The organism is Pseudomonas sp. 2995-3, from assembly GCF_002742565.1.
In the GTDB taxonomy this organism is placed as follows: Bacteria; Pseudomonadota; Gammaproteobacteria; order Pseudomonadales; family Pseudomonadaceae; genus Aquipseudomonas; species Aquipseudomonas edaphica.
The window spans coordinates 69,434-87,143 of the sequence record NZ_LJSB01000230.1; the positions used below are offsets into that span (position 1 = coordinate 69,434).

17 protein-coding genes are annotated in these 17,710 nt (G+C 61.8%); 11 read left to right on the plus strand and 6 right to left on the minus strand.

The window, feature by feature from the left end; translation table 11 throughout:
• The first annotated feature begins 4 nt into the window (after window positions 1–4).
• The 5 genes from AOA62_RS24465 (at window position 5) to AOA62_RS24485 (ending at window position 5,300) form a co-directional block, all read left to right on the plus strand.
• Window positions 5–538 (plus strand): spore coat U domain-containing protein, encoded by a 534-nt coding sequence (locus AOA62_RS24465; protein ID WP_026013648.1) that lies wholly within the window; start codon window positions 5–7, stop codon window positions 536–538.
• A 5-nt stretch (window positions 539–543) separates the two neighbouring features.
• A complete protein-coding gene (locus AOA62_RS24470) occupies window positions 544–1,044 on the plus strand; it encodes a spore coat U domain-containing protein (RefSeq protein ID WP_026013649.1) in 501 nt (166 codons plus the stop codon).
• A 77-nt stretch (window positions 1,045–1,121) separates the two neighbouring features.
• Window positions 1,122–1,856, plus strand: a complete 735-nt coding sequence (locus AOA62_RS24475) for a molecular chaperone (protein ID WP_017136493.1) — start codon at window positions 1,122–1,124, stop codon at window positions 1,854–1,856.
• A gap of 44 nt (window positions 1,857–1,900) precedes the next feature.
• Window positions 1,901–4,294 (plus strand): fimbria/pilus outer membrane usher protein, encoded by a 2,394-nt coding sequence (locus tag AOA62_RS24480; RefSeq protein WP_099550035.1) that lies wholly within the window; start codon window positions 1,901–1,903, stop codon window positions 4,292–4,294.
• Window positions 4,295–4,310: 16 nt separating this feature from the next.
• Window positions 4,311–5,300, plus strand: a complete 990-nt coding sequence (locus tag AOA62_RS24485) for a spore coat U domain-containing protein (protein WP_099550036.1) — start codon at window positions 4,311–4,313, stop codon at window positions 5,298–5,300.
• A gap of 75 nt (window positions 5,301–5,375) precedes the next feature.
• Here the strand turns inward: AOA62_RS24485 and AOA62_RS24490 are convergent, their stop codons facing one another.
• Window positions 5,376–6,113 carry an anti-sigma factor gene (locus tag AOA62_RS24490; protein WP_099550037.1) on the minus strand — a complete coding sequence of 246 codons (738 nt, stop codon included), beginning with the start codon at window positions 6,111–6,113 and terminating at the stop codon, window positions 5,376–5,378.
• Window positions 6,110–6,616, minus strand: coding sequence for a sigma-70 family RNA polymerase sigma factor (locus AOA62_RS24495; protein ID WP_099550038.1), 507 nt, complete (start codon window positions 6,614–6,616; stop codon window positions 6,110–6,112). The genes AOA62_RS24490 and AOA62_RS24495 overlap by 4 nt, the downstream gene beginning before the upstream one ends.
• Before the next feature lie 197 nt (window positions 6,617–6,813).
• Here AOA62_RS24495 and AOA62_RS24500 point away from each other — a divergent pair, with 197 nt between their 5' ends.
• The 5 genes from AOA62_RS24500 (at window position 6,814) to AOA62_RS24520 (ending at window position 12,231) form a co-directional block, all read left to right on the plus strand.
• A complete protein-coding gene (locus AOA62_RS24500) occupies window positions 6,814–8,394 on the plus strand; it encodes an amino acid adenylation domain-containing protein (protein ID WP_017136498.1) in 1,581 nt (526 codons plus the stop codon).
• On the plus strand, window positions 8,387–9,685 hold the full coding sequence (locus tag AOA62_RS24505; RefSeq protein ID WP_099550039.1) for a hypothetical protein: 1,299 nt from the start codon (window positions 8,387–8,389) through the stop codon (window positions 9,683–9,685). Before AOA62_RS24500 ends, AOA62_RS24505 begins: the two co-directional genes overlap by 8 nt.
• Before the next feature lie 42 nt (window positions 9,686–9,727).
• On the plus strand, window positions 9,728–10,492 hold the full coding sequence (locus AOA62_RS24510) for an enoyl-CoA hydratase-related protein (RefSeq protein WP_017136500.1): 765 nt from the start codon (window positions 9,728–9,730) through the stop codon (window positions 10,490–10,492).
• 120 nt (window positions 10,493–10,612) lie between these two features.
• Window positions 10,613–11,695 (plus strand): catalase family peroxidase, encoded by a 1,083-nt coding sequence (locus tag AOA62_RS24515; RefSeq protein WP_017136501.1) that lies wholly within the window; start codon window positions 10,613–10,615, stop codon window positions 11,693–11,695.
• The gene (locus AOA62_RS24520) at window positions 11,692–12,231 is read left to right on the plus strand and encodes a cytochrome b (protein ID WP_099550040.1); all 540 of its coding nucleotides are present in this window, start codon (window positions 11,692–11,694) and stop codon (window positions 12,229–12,231) included. The genes AOA62_RS24515 and AOA62_RS24520 overlap by 4 nt, the downstream gene beginning before the upstream one ends.
• A 19-nt stretch (window positions 12,232–12,250) precedes the next feature.
• On the opposite strand, the gene AOA62_RS24525 is transcribed toward AOA62_RS24520, so the two are convergent.
• Together AOA62_RS24525 and AOA62_RS24530 are read right to left on the minus strand one after the other, a co-directional pair.
• Entirely contained in the window at window positions 12,251–13,402 is a 1,152-nt protein-coding gene (locus AOA62_RS24525) for a M14-type cytosolic carboxypeptidase (protein ID WP_099550041.1), read from the minus strand.
• Between the two features lie 465 nt (window positions 13,403–13,867).
• Entirely contained in the window at window positions 13,868–14,218 is a 351-nt protein-coding gene (locus AOA62_RS24530; RefSeq protein WP_017136505.1) for a DUF3077 domain-containing protein, read from the minus strand.
• A gap of 130 nt (window positions 14,219–14,348) precedes the next feature.
• Here AOA62_RS24530 and AOA62_RS24535 point away from each other — a divergent pair, with 130 nt between their 5' ends.
• Complete coding sequence (locus tag AOA62_RS24535) at window positions 14,349–14,984, plus strand: LexA family transcriptional regulator (RefSeq protein ID WP_017136506.1); 636 nt, start codon at window positions 14,349–14,351, stop codon at window positions 14,982–14,984.
• Here AOA62_RS24535 and AOA62_RS24540 read toward each other — a convergent pair.
• Together AOA62_RS24540 and AOA62_RS24545 are read right to left on the minus strand one after the other, a co-directional pair.
• Window positions 14,981–16,906, minus strand: a complete 1,926-nt coding sequence (locus AOA62_RS24540) for an acetyl/propionyl/methylcrotonyl-CoA carboxylase subunit alpha (RefSeq protein WP_099550042.1) — start codon at window positions 16,904–16,906, stop codon at window positions 14,981–14,983. The two genes, AOA62_RS24535 and AOA62_RS24540, sit on opposite strands and share 4 nt — an antisense overlap.
• Window positions 16,903–17,709 (minus strand): gamma-carboxygeranoyl-CoA hydratase, encoded by an 807-nt coding sequence (locus AOA62_RS24545; protein ID WP_017136508.1) that lies wholly within the window; start codon window positions 17,707–17,709, stop codon window positions 16,903–16,905. Before AOA62_RS24545 ends, AOA62_RS24540 begins: the two co-directional genes overlap by 4 nt.
• Between the last annotated feature and the right edge of the window lies 1 nt (window position 17,710).

Below are 17,710 nucleotides of genomic sequence, written 5' to 3' on the forward strand. Positions count from 1 at the left end.
CATCATGCATGCACTTATAGCAAAGGCGGTTTTTCCATTGATGGCGTTGGCGTGGGTGTCGGGCGCACAGGCGGCGACGGTGGCCGGTACGGTCAGCGCCACCCTGGTGCTCACCAGCAGCTGCCAGGTCAACGGCGCCGCAGCCACCGGCGGGATGAGCTTCGGTAACTTGAACTTCGGTACCGCCAACAGCCTGTTCACCGAAGCCGACGGCCAGGTGCTGGGCGGCGGTGGCGGGGCGTTGTCGATCCTGTGTTCGGCGGGTACTTCACCGACGTTGACGGTGTCTGCCGGTGCCCACGACGGCCAGTCCGTGGGCGGTGGTCGCGCGCTGTATGACGGGGTGGCCAATTACGTGCCGTATGACCTCTACACCGACAGCGGCCACTCGACGCTGCTGGCCATCGGCGGGGTGATCAACCTGGCGCCGAGCACTGGCGTGGCCCAGGCCGTGAATATCTACGGCAAGGCCAATGGCAAGGCGGGCTTACCGGCCGGTACTTACACCGACACGGTTAACGTGACCCTGACGTTCTAAGTGCCATGGGCCGGGCAGGGTGTGCGGCGTTGGCGGTGTGCATCGGCTGGGGAATGCCGCTGTCGCTGTTGGCGGTGACCAGCCAGTCGTTCCAGGTCAGCGCGACGATCACGCCAGGTTGCCTGGTGGTCGGCGGCGGTACCAATTACGGCAGCCTGGCGTTCGGCACCTATTCGGCGTTGGCCACCAGCACGGCGTCTGTCGCGCTGACGGGCGGCGTGACCCTGCAATGCACGCCGGGGGTGGCGCTGAGCATGAGTGTCGATGGCGGGTTGCATAACAACAGCGGACGGCGGATGCAGCTCAATAGCGGCACCGCCCAGGTGGTTTATCAGTTGTTTCGGGACGCGGCGTTCAGCCAGAGCCTGGGGATCAGCCAAAGCGTGAGCGTGGCCTACAGCGACGCCAACAACATCACCTTGCCGATTTATGGGCGAGTGCAATTACCGGGTAACCAGCCTGGGGGGACGTACAGCGACACGTTGCAGGTGCAGCTGTCGTGGTAAGGCGATCGGTATAAGGAGTGAGATCTATGTGTGCAGCTTCCCGGCACGGGTGGGCAGCGGGTTTGAGCGGGTTGTTGATGTTGGCGGCGGGGCAGGCCCAGGCGGCCAGCTCGGTGCTGATCTGGCCGATTGACCCGGTGCTGGAAGCCGATCAACAGGCCAGCGCGCTGTGGCTGGAGAACCGCGGCACCGAGACCGCCAACCTGCAGATCCGCGTGTTTGCCTGGACCCAGAGCGGTTTTGACGAGCAATACCAGAACCAGCGCGATGTGATTGGCAGCCCGCCGGTGGCGAAAATCGAGCCTGGGCAAAAGCAATTGGTGCGCCTGACTCGAACCAAAGAAGTGCCGCCCGGCCAGGAGCTGGCCTATCGCATCATCATCGATGAGATCCCTTCGGCCACACCACCGCCGGCTCCGGCGGATGGCAAGACCGCCGCTGCTATCCGCTTCCAGATGCGTTATTCGGTGCCATTGTTTGCCTACGGTCCAGGCCTGTGGAGCAAGGTCGACGGCACCCGTGACCGTGACCCGAAAACCGCCGGCAAGCCGGATTTAAGCTGGAAAAAAGTCACCGTGGGCGGGCGCAACTACGTCGAGATGCGCAACCAGGGCGCCGTGCATGCGCGCCTCACCGATGCCACCTTCAAGCAGGGCGGCCAGCCGCGGCCCTTGGTAGAGGGCTTGATGGGCTATGTGCTGCCGGGCGCGACCATGCGCTGGCCGGTGCCGGATGGTTTGCCGGCCGATCAGCCGCTGCAGGTGCGCATCAATGGGGCAACGCAAGTGGAGAATCTCGCGCCAGGACGCTAACTCAGTGTGGCAGGGCATGGAGTAGGCCCTGGTGTTAACAACGGATGGAGATGTCCATTGATGGGCACAAAGCCTTGGTGAGCCAGGATCGGGCTCGATGTCTATGGCGATCGGTGTGGGTGGTGGGCGGCTTGTCTGGCTGGGTGCTGGCGCCGCCGGGCTTCGCTGCGCCGTTGCCGCCCCCGCCCAGCAGTATGGAGGCTGTTGCCGATGCGCAGTTGTTCCTGGAACTGGTGGTCAACCAGATGGACACCGGCCGTGTGGTCGCCGTCAATCAGCGTGCCGGGCAGTTGTTTTTGCCTGCGTCGGTGTTGCAGGAAGTCGGTGTGAAGCTGCCTGGTGCCGTGCCTGGCGAAGTCGCGCTGGAAAGCTTTCCTGGCCTGCACACCGATTACGACAGCCAGGGCCAGCGCCTGGTACTGAGCGTGCCGCCGGCCTGGCTGCCGGAGCAATTTATCGGCAGCCGCAACAACTACCCACGCACCCAGGCGCTGACCAGCTTCGGCGCGTTGCTCAACTATGACGCCTACCTGAACAACACGGACGATGCGGGCACCTACCTCGGTATCTTCAACGAAGTGCGGCTATTCGATACCTGGGGCACGTTGTCCAACACCGGCCAATACCGCACCACCATTGGCCGGGAAACCGCTGGCAGCTCGCTCGACAACGGCTATCGGCGCTATGACACCACGTGGCGGTTCTCCGACGATGAGCGCCTGTTGACCTATGAAGCCGGCGATGTGATCAGCGGCGCCTTGCCCTGGAGCACCTCGGTGCGCCTGGGCGGTGTGCAGCTGTCGCGGGACTTTGGCGTGCGCCCGGACCTGGTCACCTACCCGCTGCCGCAGTTTGCCGGGGAGGCGGCGGTACCGTCTTCGGTGGACCTGTTTATCAATGGCTATAAATCCAGCAGTGCTGATCTGCAGCCGGGGCCGTACACCCTCACCAACGTGCCGTTTATCAACGGCGCCGGCGAGGCGGTGGTGGTCACCACCGATGCGCTGGGCCGGCAGGTGTCGACCACGGTGCCGTTCTATGTCACCAGTACCTTGCTGCAAAAGGGCTTGTCGGACTTCTCGGTGGCGGCGGGTAATTTGCGCCGCGACTACACCATACGGGACTTTGGCTATGGCCCTGGCGTGGCCAGCGGCACCTTTCGCTACGGCATCTCGGATGCATTTACCCTCGAGAGCCATGCCGAAGCCTCCAGTGACCTGACCCTGGGCGGTGTCGGCGGCAACCTGCGGGTCGGTAACTTCGGCGTGCTCAATACCGCCGTCAGCCAAAGCCAGTACGACGGCAGGACCGGCCAGCAACTGAGCCTGGGCTACCAATACAGCAACCAGCGCTACAGCCTCTCGTATCAACGGGTCGAGCGCCGTGAGCAATACGCCGACTTGAGCCTGATCGACACGCCTTACGCCAGCCTCAGCAAGCGCAGCCAGCAGGCGACCTTGAGCCTGAACCTGAACAATTTTGGCAGCCTGGGCGTCGGCTATTTCGATGTGCAGGCGGCGGATGATTCGCGCACCCGCCTGGTGAACCTGACCTGGAGCAAGCCGTTGTGGCGCAACAGCAGTTTTTACCTGTCGGCCAACCATGAAGTGGGTGATAGCAGCTGGGCGGTGCAGGCGCAGGTGGTGGTGCCGTTCGACGTCTACGGCAGCCTCAGCGTGGGCACCGAGCGCAGTAAAACCGGCGCGAGCCAGCAGCGCGTCAACTACAGCCGAGCAGTGCCGGCTGAAGGCGGCGTGGGCTTCAACCTGGGTTACGCCAGCGGTGATGGGCCGGCTTATCGCCAGGCTGACCTGACCTGGCGCCTGCAGTCGGTGCAGTTGCAGGCCGGCGTGTACGGCAGCAGCGACGCGGAAACTCGGTGGGCGGACGCCAGTGGTTCGTTGGTGTGGATGGACAATCAAATATTTGCCGCCAACCGCGTCAACGATGCGTTTGTGGTGGTAAGCACCGATGGGGTCAGTGGTGTACCGGTGCGCTACGAGAACCAGGTGGTGGGCGAAACCGACCGCAACGGGCACTTGCTGGTGCCGTGGACCAGTGCTTACTACCGCGCCAAATATGAGATCGACCCACTGAACCTGCCATCGAACGTGCAGGTGCCCAACGTCGAGCAACGGGTGGCCGTGCGCCGTGGCAGTGGCTACTTGCTGGAATTCCCGGTGCGCCAGGTGATCGCGGCGAGCATCACCTTGGTCGACGCCCAGCACCAGGACTTGCCACTGGGCAGCCAGGTGCGACACGAGCAAAGCGGCGCGCAGGCGGTGGTGGGGTGGGACGGCCTGGTGTACCTGGAGAACCTGGCCGCCCATAACACCTTGCAAGTCACCTTGGGTGACGGCCAGACCTGCCAGGCAATGTTCGAGCTGGATACCACCCAGGCCCAGGTGCCACTGATCGGGCCACTGGTGTGCCAATGACATAAGGAGTGTGCGTGTGCGGGTCAAGGAATGGCTGTTGCGGTGCCTGTTGCTGGCAAGCCTGGGCGTGTCGGCGCAGGTGCAGGCCGTGTGCTCGGTGGTGGCCAGCGTACCGGCCAGCTTTGGCACGACGGTGAGTTCGATGACCGTGCGCACCACCTCTCAGCCCAGTTCGACCACCAATGCCGGCTTCAGCTGCACGCCGGCGCTATTGTCGGTGTTGGCCTCCAATGACCATTTTTACGCGACCGTCAGTGGTTCGCCCCAAGGTGGCCTGGTGGGGCCGACCGGTGATGTCATCAACTATACGATCTATGCCAACAACACCACGGCGTTCCCGATGACACGCGGCACCGCGTTCGATTTTGGCGGCAGTGGCGGCATTGCCGCCTCCCTTGGCCTGGTGTTCGGGCCGGGCACCAAAGTCGTGCCGCTGTACTTCGCCACCACCCTTGGCAGCAACGTGGCGTCGGGGGTGTACAGCGAAACCCTGAGTATTTTCTGGAACTGGAACTATTGCTCGGGCATTGGTATTGCTGGGGCCTGTCTGGGCCGTGAGATCAACAACGGCACCACGACCTTGAACGTCAGCATGACGGTGGTCAACGACTGCCAGATCACCACGCCGCCGATTGCGTTCGGCAGTGCGCCGGTGGTCAGCGCCTTCGCCACCGTCAACGGCCAGGCCAGTGTGGCCTGCACCAAGGGCAGTGCCTACACCGTCGGCCTCAGTGATGGGCAGAACCCGGTGAGCGTGGGCGGACGGCGGCGGATGATTTCCGGCGGTAGCTTCCTGGCCTACGACATCTTCATGAGTGCCGGCACCACACGCTGGGGCAGTGTGGGCGCAGCACGGCGGGCCAGTTCCTCGGCCGAGATCAACCCCGGCAACGGCCTGGGCACCGGCAGCCAAGTGTTCAACTACAACGCCAAGATCTACACTGACCAAGCCACGCCGCCGGGCGGCACCTACATTGATAATGTGGTGCTGGATGTGGGCTTTTAACGCCGCGTCCGTTGAAGGTCCACGCGGTCAAAATGTGGGGGCTTGCCCGCTCCCACAAAAGCCGGTCTTGATCCTCTAGAACTTGAGCAAGTGCGTAGCCGCCTGATCCACCGGGCTGACCATCGCATAGTTGTACCCTCCACCGGACCAGTAATCGGCCTGCAACCCATCTTCGCTGCGGCTGCCGCGCGGCAAAAAGCCGTTTTCCGGTCCCGGTGGGCGGATGTAAAAGCTGATGCGATGGCCTTGCTGATCCTCGTACAACACCATCGCCGCCGCACCTTGCTCAGTGGTGAGCAGGCGCCCGCTCACGGGCTTGAAACCGGCCTGGCTCAAATCGGGCAGGCGATGGGCCTGGTTGAAATAGCGATCCAGCCAGGCTTGCATAGTGCCGCCATCTTCGGTGCTGAAGTCGGCGGGCATGATGCCGTCCTGGGCAAACAGGCGAAACGCCTGCATGGCGTCGGCCATCGGCAACATCGATGGTTGGGTCGCTTCGCGCGCGTGCCAACCGCCAAGCCCGCCGAGGCAGACTGCGATCAGCAGCACGGCGGCGCTGGCCAGGTGCCGGCGCGATTGATGCCGAATGCGTTGGCGAATCAGTGCCGGGTCGAGGTCGGGGTTGGCCGGTTGCTGCAAGGTTCCGCTCAAGGCGGCGCGCAGGGCTTGTGCATCCTGTTGCCAGGCATGTACCTGGGCGGCCCTTTCAGGGTGGGCAGCCAACCAGGTTTCAAGCACACGGCGGTCGCTCTCGGGCAGTTGGTGATCGACGTAGGCATGCAAATCGTGTTCGCTGGGGGGCAGGCTGATCATTTGAGTATCCGCAGGGCAGGGCTGGTAATTTCGCCTTCGCTGAGTTGACGCAAGGCCTGGCGCGCACGGGACAGGCGCGACATCACGGTGCCTACCGGTACCGCCAGGATCTCGGCGACTTCCTTGTAACTTAACCCTTCGACCGACACCCACAGCAGCAGTGCACGTTGCTCGGTGTTGAGTTGGTCGAAGGCGTGCAGGGTCGATTGGGCCATCACTGTGCGCTCCACCGAGGGTTGTGCATCGTCACGGCCGGTGAAGAATTCGAGCATGCGTGCATAACGGCGGCTGCGCCGGTGGGCGTCGAGGAACTGGCGGTAGAGGATCGAGAACAGCCAGGCGCGCAGGTCGCCTTCCAGGCGTTTGTCGGCCCAGCTGATGAGCGCCCGCTCGAGCGTGGACTGCACCAGGTCGTCGGCGCTGCTGGCGTTACGCGTCAGGGACACGGCAAAACGTCGCAGCCTGGGGATGAGTTCACGTAACGGATCGTCGAGTTCGTGCATGGGCGTGGGTTCTGGTCAATTGTGCAGAGGAAGACGCCGGCCGACGTAGGTTATTCCATCAATAACTATAGGAATATTGCGCTCTTTTGTAGGGGATATCTGCAATGCACTCGGGCCTGTAATACCGCTCCCACACCTCAATCAACCCTCGTAACAACCGCGAACAATTTCTGCGGTTAATTGATGAGGGTGCAGGCATGACCATTTCTCCGACCGATAAACAGTTTTATCGCCGCCCCGCGCTGGCTCACTTACCTGCCGCGCAGCGGATCGTGTTTGAACAATGGGGGGGCGGGCCATCGGCCAAGCCGGGCCACGACCGCGTACACCAGGCCATCGAGGTGCAAGCGGCGTTGACGCCACAAGCGATTGCGGCGGTGTGGGCGGGACAGCGTATCAGTTATGAACAACTCAACCGTCAAGCCAATCGATTGGCCGTGCGCCTGATTGATCTGGGCGTGAAGCGCGGCGACACCGTGGGGCTGTTTGTCGAGCGTTCGATTCCCATGCTGGTAGGGCTTCTGGCGGTGTTGAAGGTGGGCGCTGCGTATGTGCCTCAAGACGCCAGAATCGTGCCGACGCTGCAATTGGGCATGGTGCTGGAGTCGTTGACCAGTCCGGTGATTATGACCTTGTCGAACCTGGCCGATCGCCTGCCGGCCGATGCGACGCAGCGCAGTGTATGCCTGGACACGTTCCTGGCCGAAGAGCCCTGGGTCGCCGAGGACAACACTCAGGTGTTCGCCGCTGCCGACACCGATGACCTGTGTTTCGTGCTGTTCACCTCCGGCACGACCGGGCGGCCCAACGGTGTGTGTGTCAGCCACCGCAACGTGTGCAATATCTTGCTCACGCAGCCGGGGCAGATGGGCATGGCGCCGGGTCGTAACGTGGGGCAAATCCTCAATATCGGCTTTGATATGGCCGCCTGGGAAATCCTCGGTTGCTTGGCCCATGGGGCGACCTTGCTGATTCGTGATAAAGACATTGCGCAAACCGCTGCGCAATGCCACGTGCTGATCGCCACCCCCTCGATACTGGCGAACCTTGACCCGGCGCAGTGTCCTGACCTGAAGGTGGTTGCGGTGGCAGGTGAGCCCTGTTCTCAAGCGCTGGCCGAGCGTTGGGCCGAACATTGCACGTTCTACAACGGCTGCGGGCCTACCGAAACCACCATCGTCAACACGTTGCACCGGCATGTGCCCGGCACGTTGTTGACCATCGGCAAACCGACTCCGAATAACACCGTGTATGTCCTCGACGAACACGGTCGCGCCTGTGAACTGGGTGAGATCGGTGAAATGTGGGCCGGCGGCGTCGGGGTAACGGCCGGTTACTTGAACAATACCGAGCTGACGCAGGAGCGCTATCGCCCGGACCCTTTTATGGGCGGTGACGCAATGATGTTTCGCACGCGGGACCTGGGGCGCTGGACGGCAGACGGTCAACTGGAACACTTGGGGCGCGTCGATGATCAGGTGAAGGTGCGTGGCTTTCGTGTGGAACTGGACGCTGTGTCTACGGCCCTGGAGGCGGGCGATGGCTGCATGCGGGCGGTCACTTTGAAGCTGGACAGCCGTAACCTGGTGGCTTTCGTCTCGCCCGTCAGTGCCGACGTCGAGTCGTGCCGAGCCCGCTGCCAGGAGCGCCTGGCCTACTACTGCGTGCCGACATCCATCTACGCGGTGGAGGCTTTTCCGCTGACCGCCAGGGGCAAAATCGACAAGGCCTTGCTGCTGCAACAGGCATTCGCGGCCGAGGTGGCTCGCCATGCTTGATGCACTGACCCGTGCCGTTGTACCACCCAAACCGGCGTTGTGGCGTCGCTGGACTGCACTGCCGGTGTTTTCCTACTACAACCGCCTGGTGGCACTGGTGTTGTTGGTTAATGCCGTGTTTGTACTGTTGGCGGTCGATTTTGCTGCCATTACGGTTGAAAGGCTTTCGGACATGGTGCTGATCAACCTGTCGCTGGCCATCCTGATTCGTCAGCATTACCTGATCAATGCACTGTTCTGGCTGGCAACCCGTGTGCCAGTTACCTGGCCGTTGCGTGTGCGGCGCAGCGTGGCCAAGGTTTACCACTTCGGCGGGCTGCACAGTGGCGCGGCCCTGGCGGCGACCGCCTGGTTTATAGCGATGGTCGGCGTTCAGGTTGCACGCTATCTGCGCCAGCCCGATAGCGTGTCGTCAGCCTGGTTGTGGCTCACGGGTGTGTTGCTCGGGCTGTTGCTGTTGATGGTGAGCATGGCGCAGCCGTGGATTCGCAGCCGATTCCATAATGGCTTCGAGCGGGTCCATCGGTTTGCCGGCTGGAGCGCGCTGTTACTGTTCTGGGCGTTGACGTTACTGGCGTCCAGCGAGACTTCGACCAGCTTATTACACAGTGGATCATTCTGGATGCTGGTGCTGCTGACGCTGAGCATTGCCCTGCCATGGTTGCGTCTGCGCAAGGTCGCCGTTGAACACACACGGCCTTCCGGGCATGCGGTGATTACGCGCTTCAAGCACACCACGCCGTTCGCCGGTTCATCCACTGCGATCAGCCGCAACCCTCTGCTGGAGTGGCATTCGTTTGCCAATATTCCTGCACCAGAGGCGGCGGGGTTTCGCCTGATCATATCGCGTGCGGGCGATTGGACTGGGCGCTTCATCGAAGACCTGCCCAGCCACGTGTGGGTCAAAGGCATCACCACGGCGGGCGTGGCTAATGTGGAAACCCTGTTCAAGTCAGTGGTGTATATCGCCACCGGCAGTGGGATCGGCCCGGTCATGCCGCATTTGCTGGCCGCCCAAGTGCCGATCCAGTTGATCTGGTCTACCCGCAGCCCGCGCAAAACCTATGGCGATGAACTGGTGGACGAAATCCTGCGTGCTCAGCCCGGGGCATTGATCTGGGACACCGATGAGCGTGGTAAACCGGACTTGGTGCAATTGGCCTACGGCGCGGTGCAAACCTTCGGTGCAGAAGCGGTGATCTGTATCGCCAACCAGGCGTTGACCGAGCGCGTGGTGCATGAAATGGAAGCCCGTGGCATACCGGCTTATGGCGCGATCTGGGATTCCTGAAACGGCGGCATTGAGGCACAACATTAATCAGCAGAGGTTTTTATGAATGTATTAATAGAACGTCATGGTCGAGTGGTACTGGTCAGGCTTAATCGCCCCCAGGTCAAGAATGCGTTGAGTTCGGCGCTGATGACGGAGTTGATCAGCCGTCTGGAAGTGCTGGACCAGGACCCGCAGGTCGGCTGTTTCGTCATCACCGGCACGCCTGAATACTTCGCCGCTGGGGCCGACATTAAGGAGATGAGTACCAAGTCCTACCTGGACATGCTCGACGAGGATTACTTCGTCGGCTGGGAAGCCTTTACCCGCCGGCGCACGCCAACGATTGCCGCAGTGGCCGGCTATGCGTTCGGCGGCGGCTGTGAGCTGGCGATGATGTGCGACATGATTTTCGCCGCCGATACGGCGACCTTTGCCCAGCCGGAAATCAAACTGGGCGTTATTCCGGGCATGGGTGCGACCCAGCGCTTGACCGGGCTGGTCGGCAAGGCCAAGACCATGGACATGGTGTTGACCGGACGGCCGATGATGGCTCAAGAGGCGCTCCAGGCCGGGTTAGTGTCGCGTGTGTACCCGGCGGCAGACTTGATGGAGCAGACGCTGGCGGTGGCTGCACAGATTGCCGGGTTCTCGCGCACCGCCACGCGGGCGGCGCGGGAGGCGGTTGAGCAAGCCTTGGAACTTGGGTTGCACGATGGCGTGCGCCTGGAGCGCCGACTGTTTCATGGGCTGTTCGCGACGCCGGATCAACAGGAGGGCATGCAGGCGTTTATAAACAAGCGCCCGGCAGTCTTCAACGCGGTTTAGAAGAACGCTCGGTTTGGCAACGCATCTGCTCTGAAAAAACTACAGTGAAAAGGGAATAGACCTACGTGGGATTCGTCTCATAGTTCATTTTCCCTGTGGCCACGTGCCCTGGAGTTTTTCATGGTAGATCACTCATCGCCGCCACGTACGCCCCTCAGTACCGCCAGTTTGTTAGTCAGGTTGGCGTGTATTGGCAGTGTAGTGGCGGTTGTTGCCGGGGCATTCGCCTACGTCAACGGCACGCTTGACCCACAGCGCCTGCGTCCCAAAACCCTGGTCAATGCCCTGGAAACCAATAACGGTGTACACCCTGGGTTTCGGCGTAACCATGCCAAGGGCGTGTGTGTGGCCGGTTACTTCGAGAGCAGCCCCGAGGCGCGCGCTTACTCCAGTGCCCAGGTGTTCAGCGCGGCGAAAACCCCGGTGATCGGCCGATTCGCCTTGCCCAGCGGCAACCCCTACGCGCCGGACAGCAGTGTGCCGATCCGCAGTTTCGCGGTGCAGTTCAGCCAGGCCAACGGCCAGCAATGGCGTACGGGGATGAACAGCATGCCGGTGTTCCCGGTGGGCACGCCTGAGGCGTTTTACCAGATGCTCAAGGCCGGCGCACCCGAGCCGGCCACCGGCAAGCCGAACCCGGCCAGTATGCCGGCGTTTTTTGCCGCGCACCCCGAGACGGCGCCGTTCCTGGCGTGGGTCAAGACTGCCAAGCCCTCGGCCAGTTACGCGACCGAAACCTACAACGGCATCAATGCCTTTTACCTGGTAAACGCCGATGGCCAGCGCCAGGCGGTGCGTTGGGGCGTAGTGCCACAGAGCCAGGATGCGACGGGTGACACCGCGCCGCCTGGCGCTGACTTTCTCGAAAAGGATTTGGTGCAGCGTCTGGCTTCCGGGCCGCTGCGTTGGCAGCTGAACCTGACCCTGGCCAACCCCGGCGATCCGCTGGACGACGCCAGCAAAGCCTGGACCGGCGAGCACAAGGTGCTCAACGCCGGCACCCTGGTGCTGCAAAGCAGCCAACCGCAGGCTGACGGCGATTGCCGCGATATCAACTTTGACCCGCTGATTCTGCCCCGCGGTATCCAAGCCTCCAATGACCCGCTGCTGGCTGCACGCTCGGCGGCTTATGCCAGTTCCTACGTACGCCGCGCTGGCGAAGTCAGCCCGCTGCACAGTGCCCCTCAGGAGTCGAAACCATGAATGCCCAACCACGGTTTTTCGCGCCTCTGGCCCGCCTGCTGCATTGGCTGATGGCGTTGATGGTCATTGCCATGTTGTTTATCGGCGCGGGCATGGCGGCGTCGGTGTCGGAGCGTCACGAGTGGCTGATTCATCTGCACAAGCCACTGGGTATCGCGATTCTGGCGTTGGTGATCGTGCGGCTGGTGGTGCGCTTTTCCACCCGTCAGCCGCCGTTGCCGGCTGACCTGCCACTGTGGCAAGTGCTGGCCGCCAAAGCGTCCCATGTCGTGTTATATGCGTTGATGCTGGTGCTGCCGCTGCTGGGCTGGGCGATGATTTCGGCGGCCGGTGACCCGGTGATGCTCAGCAGTTCGGTGCAATTGCCGGCGTTGGTAGCGGCCAATGCACCGTTATTTGCGCTGCTGCGCAAGGCCCATGGCTACCTGGCCTACCTGTTGTTCCTGACAGTACTGTTACACCTGGCGGCGGCGCTGTTTCACGGGTTGATTCGTCGCGACGGTGTGCTGCAAAGCATGACCGGCACCAAAGGCTGATGCCGGGGGGCAGGGCGGGTCAGCGCAGGGTGGTGACGATATCGGCCACGGTGCTCAACACGTCCTTGCCCAGTTGCCTGGAGCGCTCACCGGACCAACCGGTTTTCGGGTTGGGGGCGTCGTCGTTGTCCTTGAAGGGCATCTCGAGGGTCAGCGACAGGCAGTCGTATTGCTGGCCAACGGCATTGCAGGCCAGGGTCATGTTGGCTTCGCCCGGCAGGTCGCGGGTGTAGCCGTGGGTGGTCTGGAAATCGCGGGTCAGGGCGCTCAAGTGCCTGCGGAAGTGTTTTTCCAGCGCTTCGATACGCGGGGTGTAACCGGGGTTGCCTTCGCAGCCTGCGGTGAAGACGTAGGGGATTTCTTCATCGCCATGGATATCGAGGAACAGGTCGACGCCGTATTTCTCCATTTGCTGCTGGGCGAACAGCACTTCCGGGCTGAGCGCCTCGCTGGCGTTCTGCCAGGCACGGTTGAGGTCCTGGCCCATGGCGTTGGTGCGCAGGTGCCCGTGAAAGGCGCCATCGGGGTTCATGTTGGGGATCAGGTACAGGTCGGCGACGGCCAGGAGTTTTTTCAGCTCGGCATCACCGTCCTGTTGCAGGCGCTCGATGACGCCTTCCATAAACCATTCAGCCATGTGTTCGCCGGGATGCTGCTGGGCGATGATCCACACCTTGCGCTGGCCTTCGCCACCTTTGCCGCGGCGTAGCAGCTGGATATCACGGCCCTCGACGCTTTTGCCGGTGGCGAGCAGTTGGGTACCGGCGCGGTTCAGGGCCTGTTCGATCAGCCAGTCGTGACGCTCACGGCTATACGGTTCGAAGTAGGCGAACCAGGCTTGCTTCTCGCGGGTTTGCAGGCTGATGTGCAATGTATCGCCATCAAAACGCGTGGGCACGCGGAACCAGTTGACGTGGTCGTAGGACGCCACGGCGTTGTAACCACTCCAGGCATTTTTATATGACGAATGGCTGGCGTTGCTCAGGCGGAAGGTGTGGGTATGGCCCACATGCATGCCTTCGGCCTTGAAGTGGAACCATTGGAAATGTGCGCTGCGAGTATCGGGTTTGATCGCCAGCAACAACTGATAAGCGTCGCTGGCATCCAGGACCTGGATGTTGCCGCTGTCGAAGTCGGTGCTGATCTTGATGGAGGTCAAGGCCACTGTCATGGGCTGGCTGCCTGCGTAGGATTGTTGTGGCAGATATCTTACACAGGAGTGAGGCAAAATCTTGGTGCAAAATTGTTGCACGGGGAAGGGGGCGTCGTCCTTGACGCCGAGGCAGCTTAGATTCTATGAGATTGATTCTCAAGCGCTATTTCGCAAAGATCCGGGCTAGAGCGTTCGATCGGCTTTCTTTTGGCGATGCTCTTTTGCTACCATGCGCGCCATCAAGCAACACACAGTCTTCATTAGCCTGAAGCCACGCCAGAAAAACTGGCAAAAAAAAGACCCGGCCAAAGAGCCGGGTCAAAAACCGTGATTAGCCTGATGAGGAGATATTCCAAGAGTCCGACCTAAGGTCCCTTGGTCTATCGACTGATCTCGCGATCAGCTGATCCCAATAATAATCATTATCATTTGCAAGTCAAATGTTTTTATCCGTGTGATAGAAATATTTTTCTTACGTGCCTGTCAGGCGTCCGCCTGGGCAGCAGGCACCTGCACTGCCTGTTCCACCATCGCTTTGGCCATATCAATCAAATACACCACCGAAAAGGCCAGGTCCCGCTGGTTGCCCTGCCGGTTGCTTGCTGATTCATAGGCGGCTGCCGCCGCACTGCGTAGCAGGTCCGATGCGTGCACCAGGGCGTCTTCCTGGCTGATGCCGGGCCTGATGTCGAAAAACGCGGCGTCAGGCGTGGGCGCCGACACATCTTCTTTCAGGTAATAGTCGAGTGCCCGTTGCGCGGCGCCACTGCTGCGCAGGGTCAGCAGTTCGTCGGTTTCGGGCGTGCAAGGCAGGTGATTCGGGAGGGTCATCATGAGGGCGATTACTCTGGCTGGACGTTGAAAACCTGCACCTGATAGTAATACGAATCGTATTTATGTCATTTGATGGATTACTACAAACTGTTTATTGTCGTGGCAATTGCGCAACGTATGGTCAGGCTCCATGGACAACTGGATAGCGTTGGTCAAAGCCAACATGAAAGACCGCAAGGTCACGCAGGATGAACTGGCCGAACGCTTGGGCATGTCCCAGGGCGGCGTCGGTCATTGGCTCAATAAGCGCCGCGTACCCAGTCTTGCGGACATGAACCGGGTGCTGGACGAGTTGGGGCTCGGCTATCTGGAAGTCGCGCTGGAGATTCGCGAAAAGGCCGACCCAACACCCGCGCTGGAAAAACACTACAACCCGTATTTCCGCTACCCGGTCAGCGACTGGAAAGGCGTCTGCGAAATCCGCGAAGAGCGCCCGACCTACGGCGCGGCCCGTTTTGAACTGAGCGATTACCATGCCCAGGGCGAAGCCTTCTGGCTGCCCGTAACGGGCGATGCCATGACCGCGCCCAGCGGCCTGAGCATCGGTGCGGGCATGATGATTCTGGTGGACCCGGCCATCGAGCCCGAACCCGGCAAGCTGGTGGTTGCGCAATGGGCCGACAGCACCCAGGCGACCTTTCGCCAATTGATGGAAGAGAGCGGCCAGCTTTACCTGGTGCCGCTCAATCCGACTTATCCCAAGCAGCTTTTCACCGATGCGTGCCGAATCCTCGGGGTCGTGGTGCAAGCCACGGCGAAGTTCTAGTCCGTGGTCTCAAGTTCCACCAGGGCGCTTCCTTCGGCGACCATTTCGCCTTCCTGGCAAAACACTGCCTTGACCGCCCCGGCGTGAGGCGCGCGGATACTGTGCTCCATCTTCATGGCCTCGAGCACCACCAGCTGAGTGCCAGCCTCCACGTGTTGACCGACTTCTACCAGCACCCGCACGATGCTGCCGTTCATCGGCGCTGTGAGGCCGCCTTGATGAGTCTGGTTGGCCTCGACTGCAGCAATCGGGTCATACAAGCTGACGGCCTGCATCTGGCCGTCCCAGCGCAGATACAGGATGCCTTCGCTGCGTACCGCCAGATAAGCGCGGCGCACGCCATGGTGTTCGATCAGTAGTTGCTCGCCGCGCAATTGCGCAGTGCCCGCTACCAGCTTCACCAGCCGGTCCTGCCCGGCGCAACTCAAGTGCAACGACACGTCGCTCGGCAACCCGGCACGAAAGCCTCGGTTATCCGCCCACGGGCCTTCACCGGCGGGCTGGCTCTGCATAAACGCCGCCCCTGCCGCCTGCCAGAACTCATCGCTCAAAGCACCAGGTGCTGGCAGCAGTTCATCCTGATAGCGCGGAATAAACCCGGTATCGAGTTCAGCCGCCGCAAACGCCGGATGGCCGATGATGCGCCGCAAAAAGCCGAGGTTGGTCTTGACTCCGCCGACCGCAAACTCATCGAGCATGCTCAACAACCGCAGGCGCGCCTGTTCGCGGTCTTCACCCCAGGCAATCAATTTGCCTAGCATCGGGTCGTAGAAGGGCGAAACGTTGTCGCCTTGTGCTACGCCGCTGTCCACACGGCGCCCCGGGCCTGGCGTAGATTCGCGGTACAGTGCCAGGTGCCCGGTGGCTGGCAGGAAATCATTGGCCGGGTCTTCGGCATACAAGCGCACTTCAATCGCATGGCCCACCAACGGCACCTGATCCTGAGTGATCGGCAGCGGTTCACCCTGAGCCACACGAATCTGCCAGGCTACCAAATCAAGGCCGGTAATCGCCTCGGTCACCGGATGCTCCACTTGCAGCCGCGTGTTCATCTCCATGAAGAAGAACTCGCCACGCGCGTCCAGCAAAAACTCCACGGTGCCGGCGCCCACATAGCCGATCGCCTGGGCCGCACGCACGGCCGCCTCACCCATGGCTCTACGCTGCTCGGCACTCAAGCCCGGTGCGGGTGCTTCTTCCACCACCTTTTGATGGCGACGTTGAATAGAACAGTCGCGCTCATTGAGGTACAGGCAATGGCCGTGTTGGTCGGCAAACACCTGAATCTCCACGTGGCGTGGCTTGAGCAGGTACTTCTCCACCAGCATTTGCCCATTGCCGAAGGACGACAGCGCCTCACGCTGGGCCGAGGCCAGGGCTTCGGCCAACTGGCTGACGTCCTCGACCACCTTCATGCCCTTGCCGCCACCACCTGCCGTGGCCTTGAGCAGTACCGGGTAACCGATACGTTCGCAGGCATCGCGGAAAGTTTCCAGGTCCTGGTCCGCGCCGTGATAACCCGGCACCAACGGCACCCCGGCAGTTTCCATCAACGCCTTGGCCGCCGATTTGCTGCCCATGGCATCGATGGCCGAGGCGGGCGGACCCAGGAAAACAAGACCGGCGGCTTCAATCGCACGAGCAAAGCCGGCGTTCTCCGACAGAAAGCCGTAACCCGGATGGATCGCCTGGGCGCCACTGGCTTGGGCGGCGGCGATCAGTTTGTCGATTTGCAGGTAACTGTCGGTGGCCTTGCTGCCACCCAGGTCAACCCGAATGTCGGCCTCGCGGCTATGGCGCGCATCGCGGTCGGTGGCGCTGTGGACCGCCACGGTGGTCAACCCCATCGCCTTGGCGGTGCGCATTACCCGGCAGGCGATTTCGCCACGGTTGGCCACCAGCACAGTGGTCAGTGTGCTCATGAACGTGGCTCCTGCGCTTGCCAGCTGGGCGGGCGTTTTTGCAGGAACGCGCGCAAGCCTTCCTGGCCCTCGGCGCTGACGCGAATCCGCGCGATAGCATTTTCGCAATACCGACGCAGCGCCGGGGTGAGGGCGCCGTTGCCGACTTCGCGCAGCAAATCCTTGCTGGCGCGCATGGCAGCCGGGCTGTTTTGCAACAGGTTGGCGATCCACAGTTCCACTTGCGCATCCAGCTCGGTGGCCGGGTAACTTTCCGCCAGCAGGCCAATGTCGCGTGCACGCTGGCCGCCAAAACGCTCGGCCGTCAGCGCATAGCGCCGCGCGGCCCGCTCGCCGATGGCCTGTACCACGAACGGGCTGATCACCGCCGGTGCCAGGCCGATGCGCACTTCCGACAGGCAGAACTGCGCGTCATCGGCGCCAATCGCCATGTCGCAGCAACTGATCAAGCCCAGCGCGCCCCCGTAGGCTGCGCCTTGCACCACTGCCAGGGTCGGGATTTTCAGCTTGGCCAGGTTGTACATCAACTCGGCCAGCTCGCGCGCGTCGTCCAGGTTGGTGTGGTAATCCAGCTCGGCCGATTGCTGCATCCAGGCCAGGTCTGCGCCGGCGCTGAAGTGCTTGCCACGTGCGCGCAACACTAAAAAACGCAGGGACGCATCGGCCTGCACCTGGTCGAGGGCGATGATCAACTCGCGGATCATCTGCGCATTGAACGCGTTGTTCTTGGCTTCACGACTGAGCCACAGCGTGGCAAAACCACGGCTGTCGGTGACCAGTTCGAGGGTGTTGAAATCGCTCATG

What these genes read in the sequence shown, in the direction of transcription:
- AOA62_RS24465 (WP_026013648.1), top strand. Translation starts at nt 5, where the DNA reads ATGCATGCACTTATAGCAAAGGCGGTTTTTCCATTGATGGCGTTGGCG.
- AOA62_RS24470 (WP_026013649.1), top strand. Translation starts at nt 544, where the DNA reads ATGGGCCGGGCAGGGTGTGCGGCGTTGGCGGTGTGCATCGGCTGGGGA.
- AOA62_RS24475 (WP_017136493.1), top strand. Translation starts at nt 1,122, where the DNA reads ATGTTGGCGGCGGGGCAGGCCCAGGCGGCCAGCTCGGTGCTGATCTGG.
- AOA62_RS24480 (WP_099550035.1), top strand. Translation starts at nt 1,901, where the DNA reads ATGGAGATGTCCATTGATGGGCACAAAGCCTTGGTGAGCCAGGATCGG.
- AOA62_RS24490 (WP_099550037.1), bottom strand. Translation starts at nt 6,113, where the DNA reads ATGATCAGCCTGCCCCCCAGCGAACACGATTTGCATGCCTACGTCGAT.
- AOA62_RS24495 (WP_099550038.1), bottom strand. Translation starts at nt 6,616, where the DNA reads ATGCACGAACTCGACGATCCGTTACGTGAACTCATCCCCAGGCTGCGA.
- AOA62_RS24500 (WP_017136498.1), top strand. Translation starts at nt 6,814, where the DNA reads ATGACCATTTCTCCGACCGATAAACAGTTTTATCGCCGCCCCGCGCTG.
- AOA62_RS24505 (WP_099550039.1), top strand. Translation starts at nt 8,387, where the DNA reads ATGCTTGATGCACTGACCCGTGCCGTTGTACCACCCAAACCGGCGTTG.
- AOA62_RS24510 (WP_017136500.1), top strand. Translation starts at nt 9,728, where the DNA reads ATGAATGTATTAATAGAACGTCATGGTCGAGTGGTACTGGTCAGGCTT.
- AOA62_RS24515 (WP_017136501.1), top strand. Translation starts at nt 10,613, where the DNA reads ATGGTAGATCACTCATCGCCGCCACGTACGCCCCTCAGTACCGCCAGT.
- AOA62_RS24520 (WP_099550040.1), top strand. Translation starts at nt 11,692, where the DNA reads ATGAATGCCCAACCACGGTTTTTCGCGCCTCTGGCCCGCCTGCTGCAT.
- AOA62_RS24525 (WP_099550041.1), bottom strand. Translation starts at nt 13,402, where the DNA reads ATGACAGTGGCCTTGACCTCCATCAAGATCAGCACCGACTTCGACAGC.
- AOA62_RS24530 (WP_017136505.1), bottom strand. Translation starts at nt 14,218, where the DNA reads ATGATGACCCTCCCGAATCACCTGCCTTGCACGCCCGAAACCGACGAA.
- AOA62_RS24535 (WP_017136506.1), top strand. Translation starts at nt 14,349, where the DNA reads ATGGACAACTGGATAGCGTTGGTCAAAGCCAACATGAAAGACCGCAAG.
- AOA62_RS24540 (WP_099550042.1), bottom strand. Translation starts at nt 16,906, where the DNA reads ATGAGCACACTGACCACTGTGCTGGTGGCCAACCGTGGCGAAATCGCC.
- AOA62_RS24545 (WP_017136508.1), bottom strand. Translation starts at nt 17,709, where the DNA reads ATGAGCGATTTCAACACCCTCGAACTGGTCACCGACAGCCGTGGTTTT.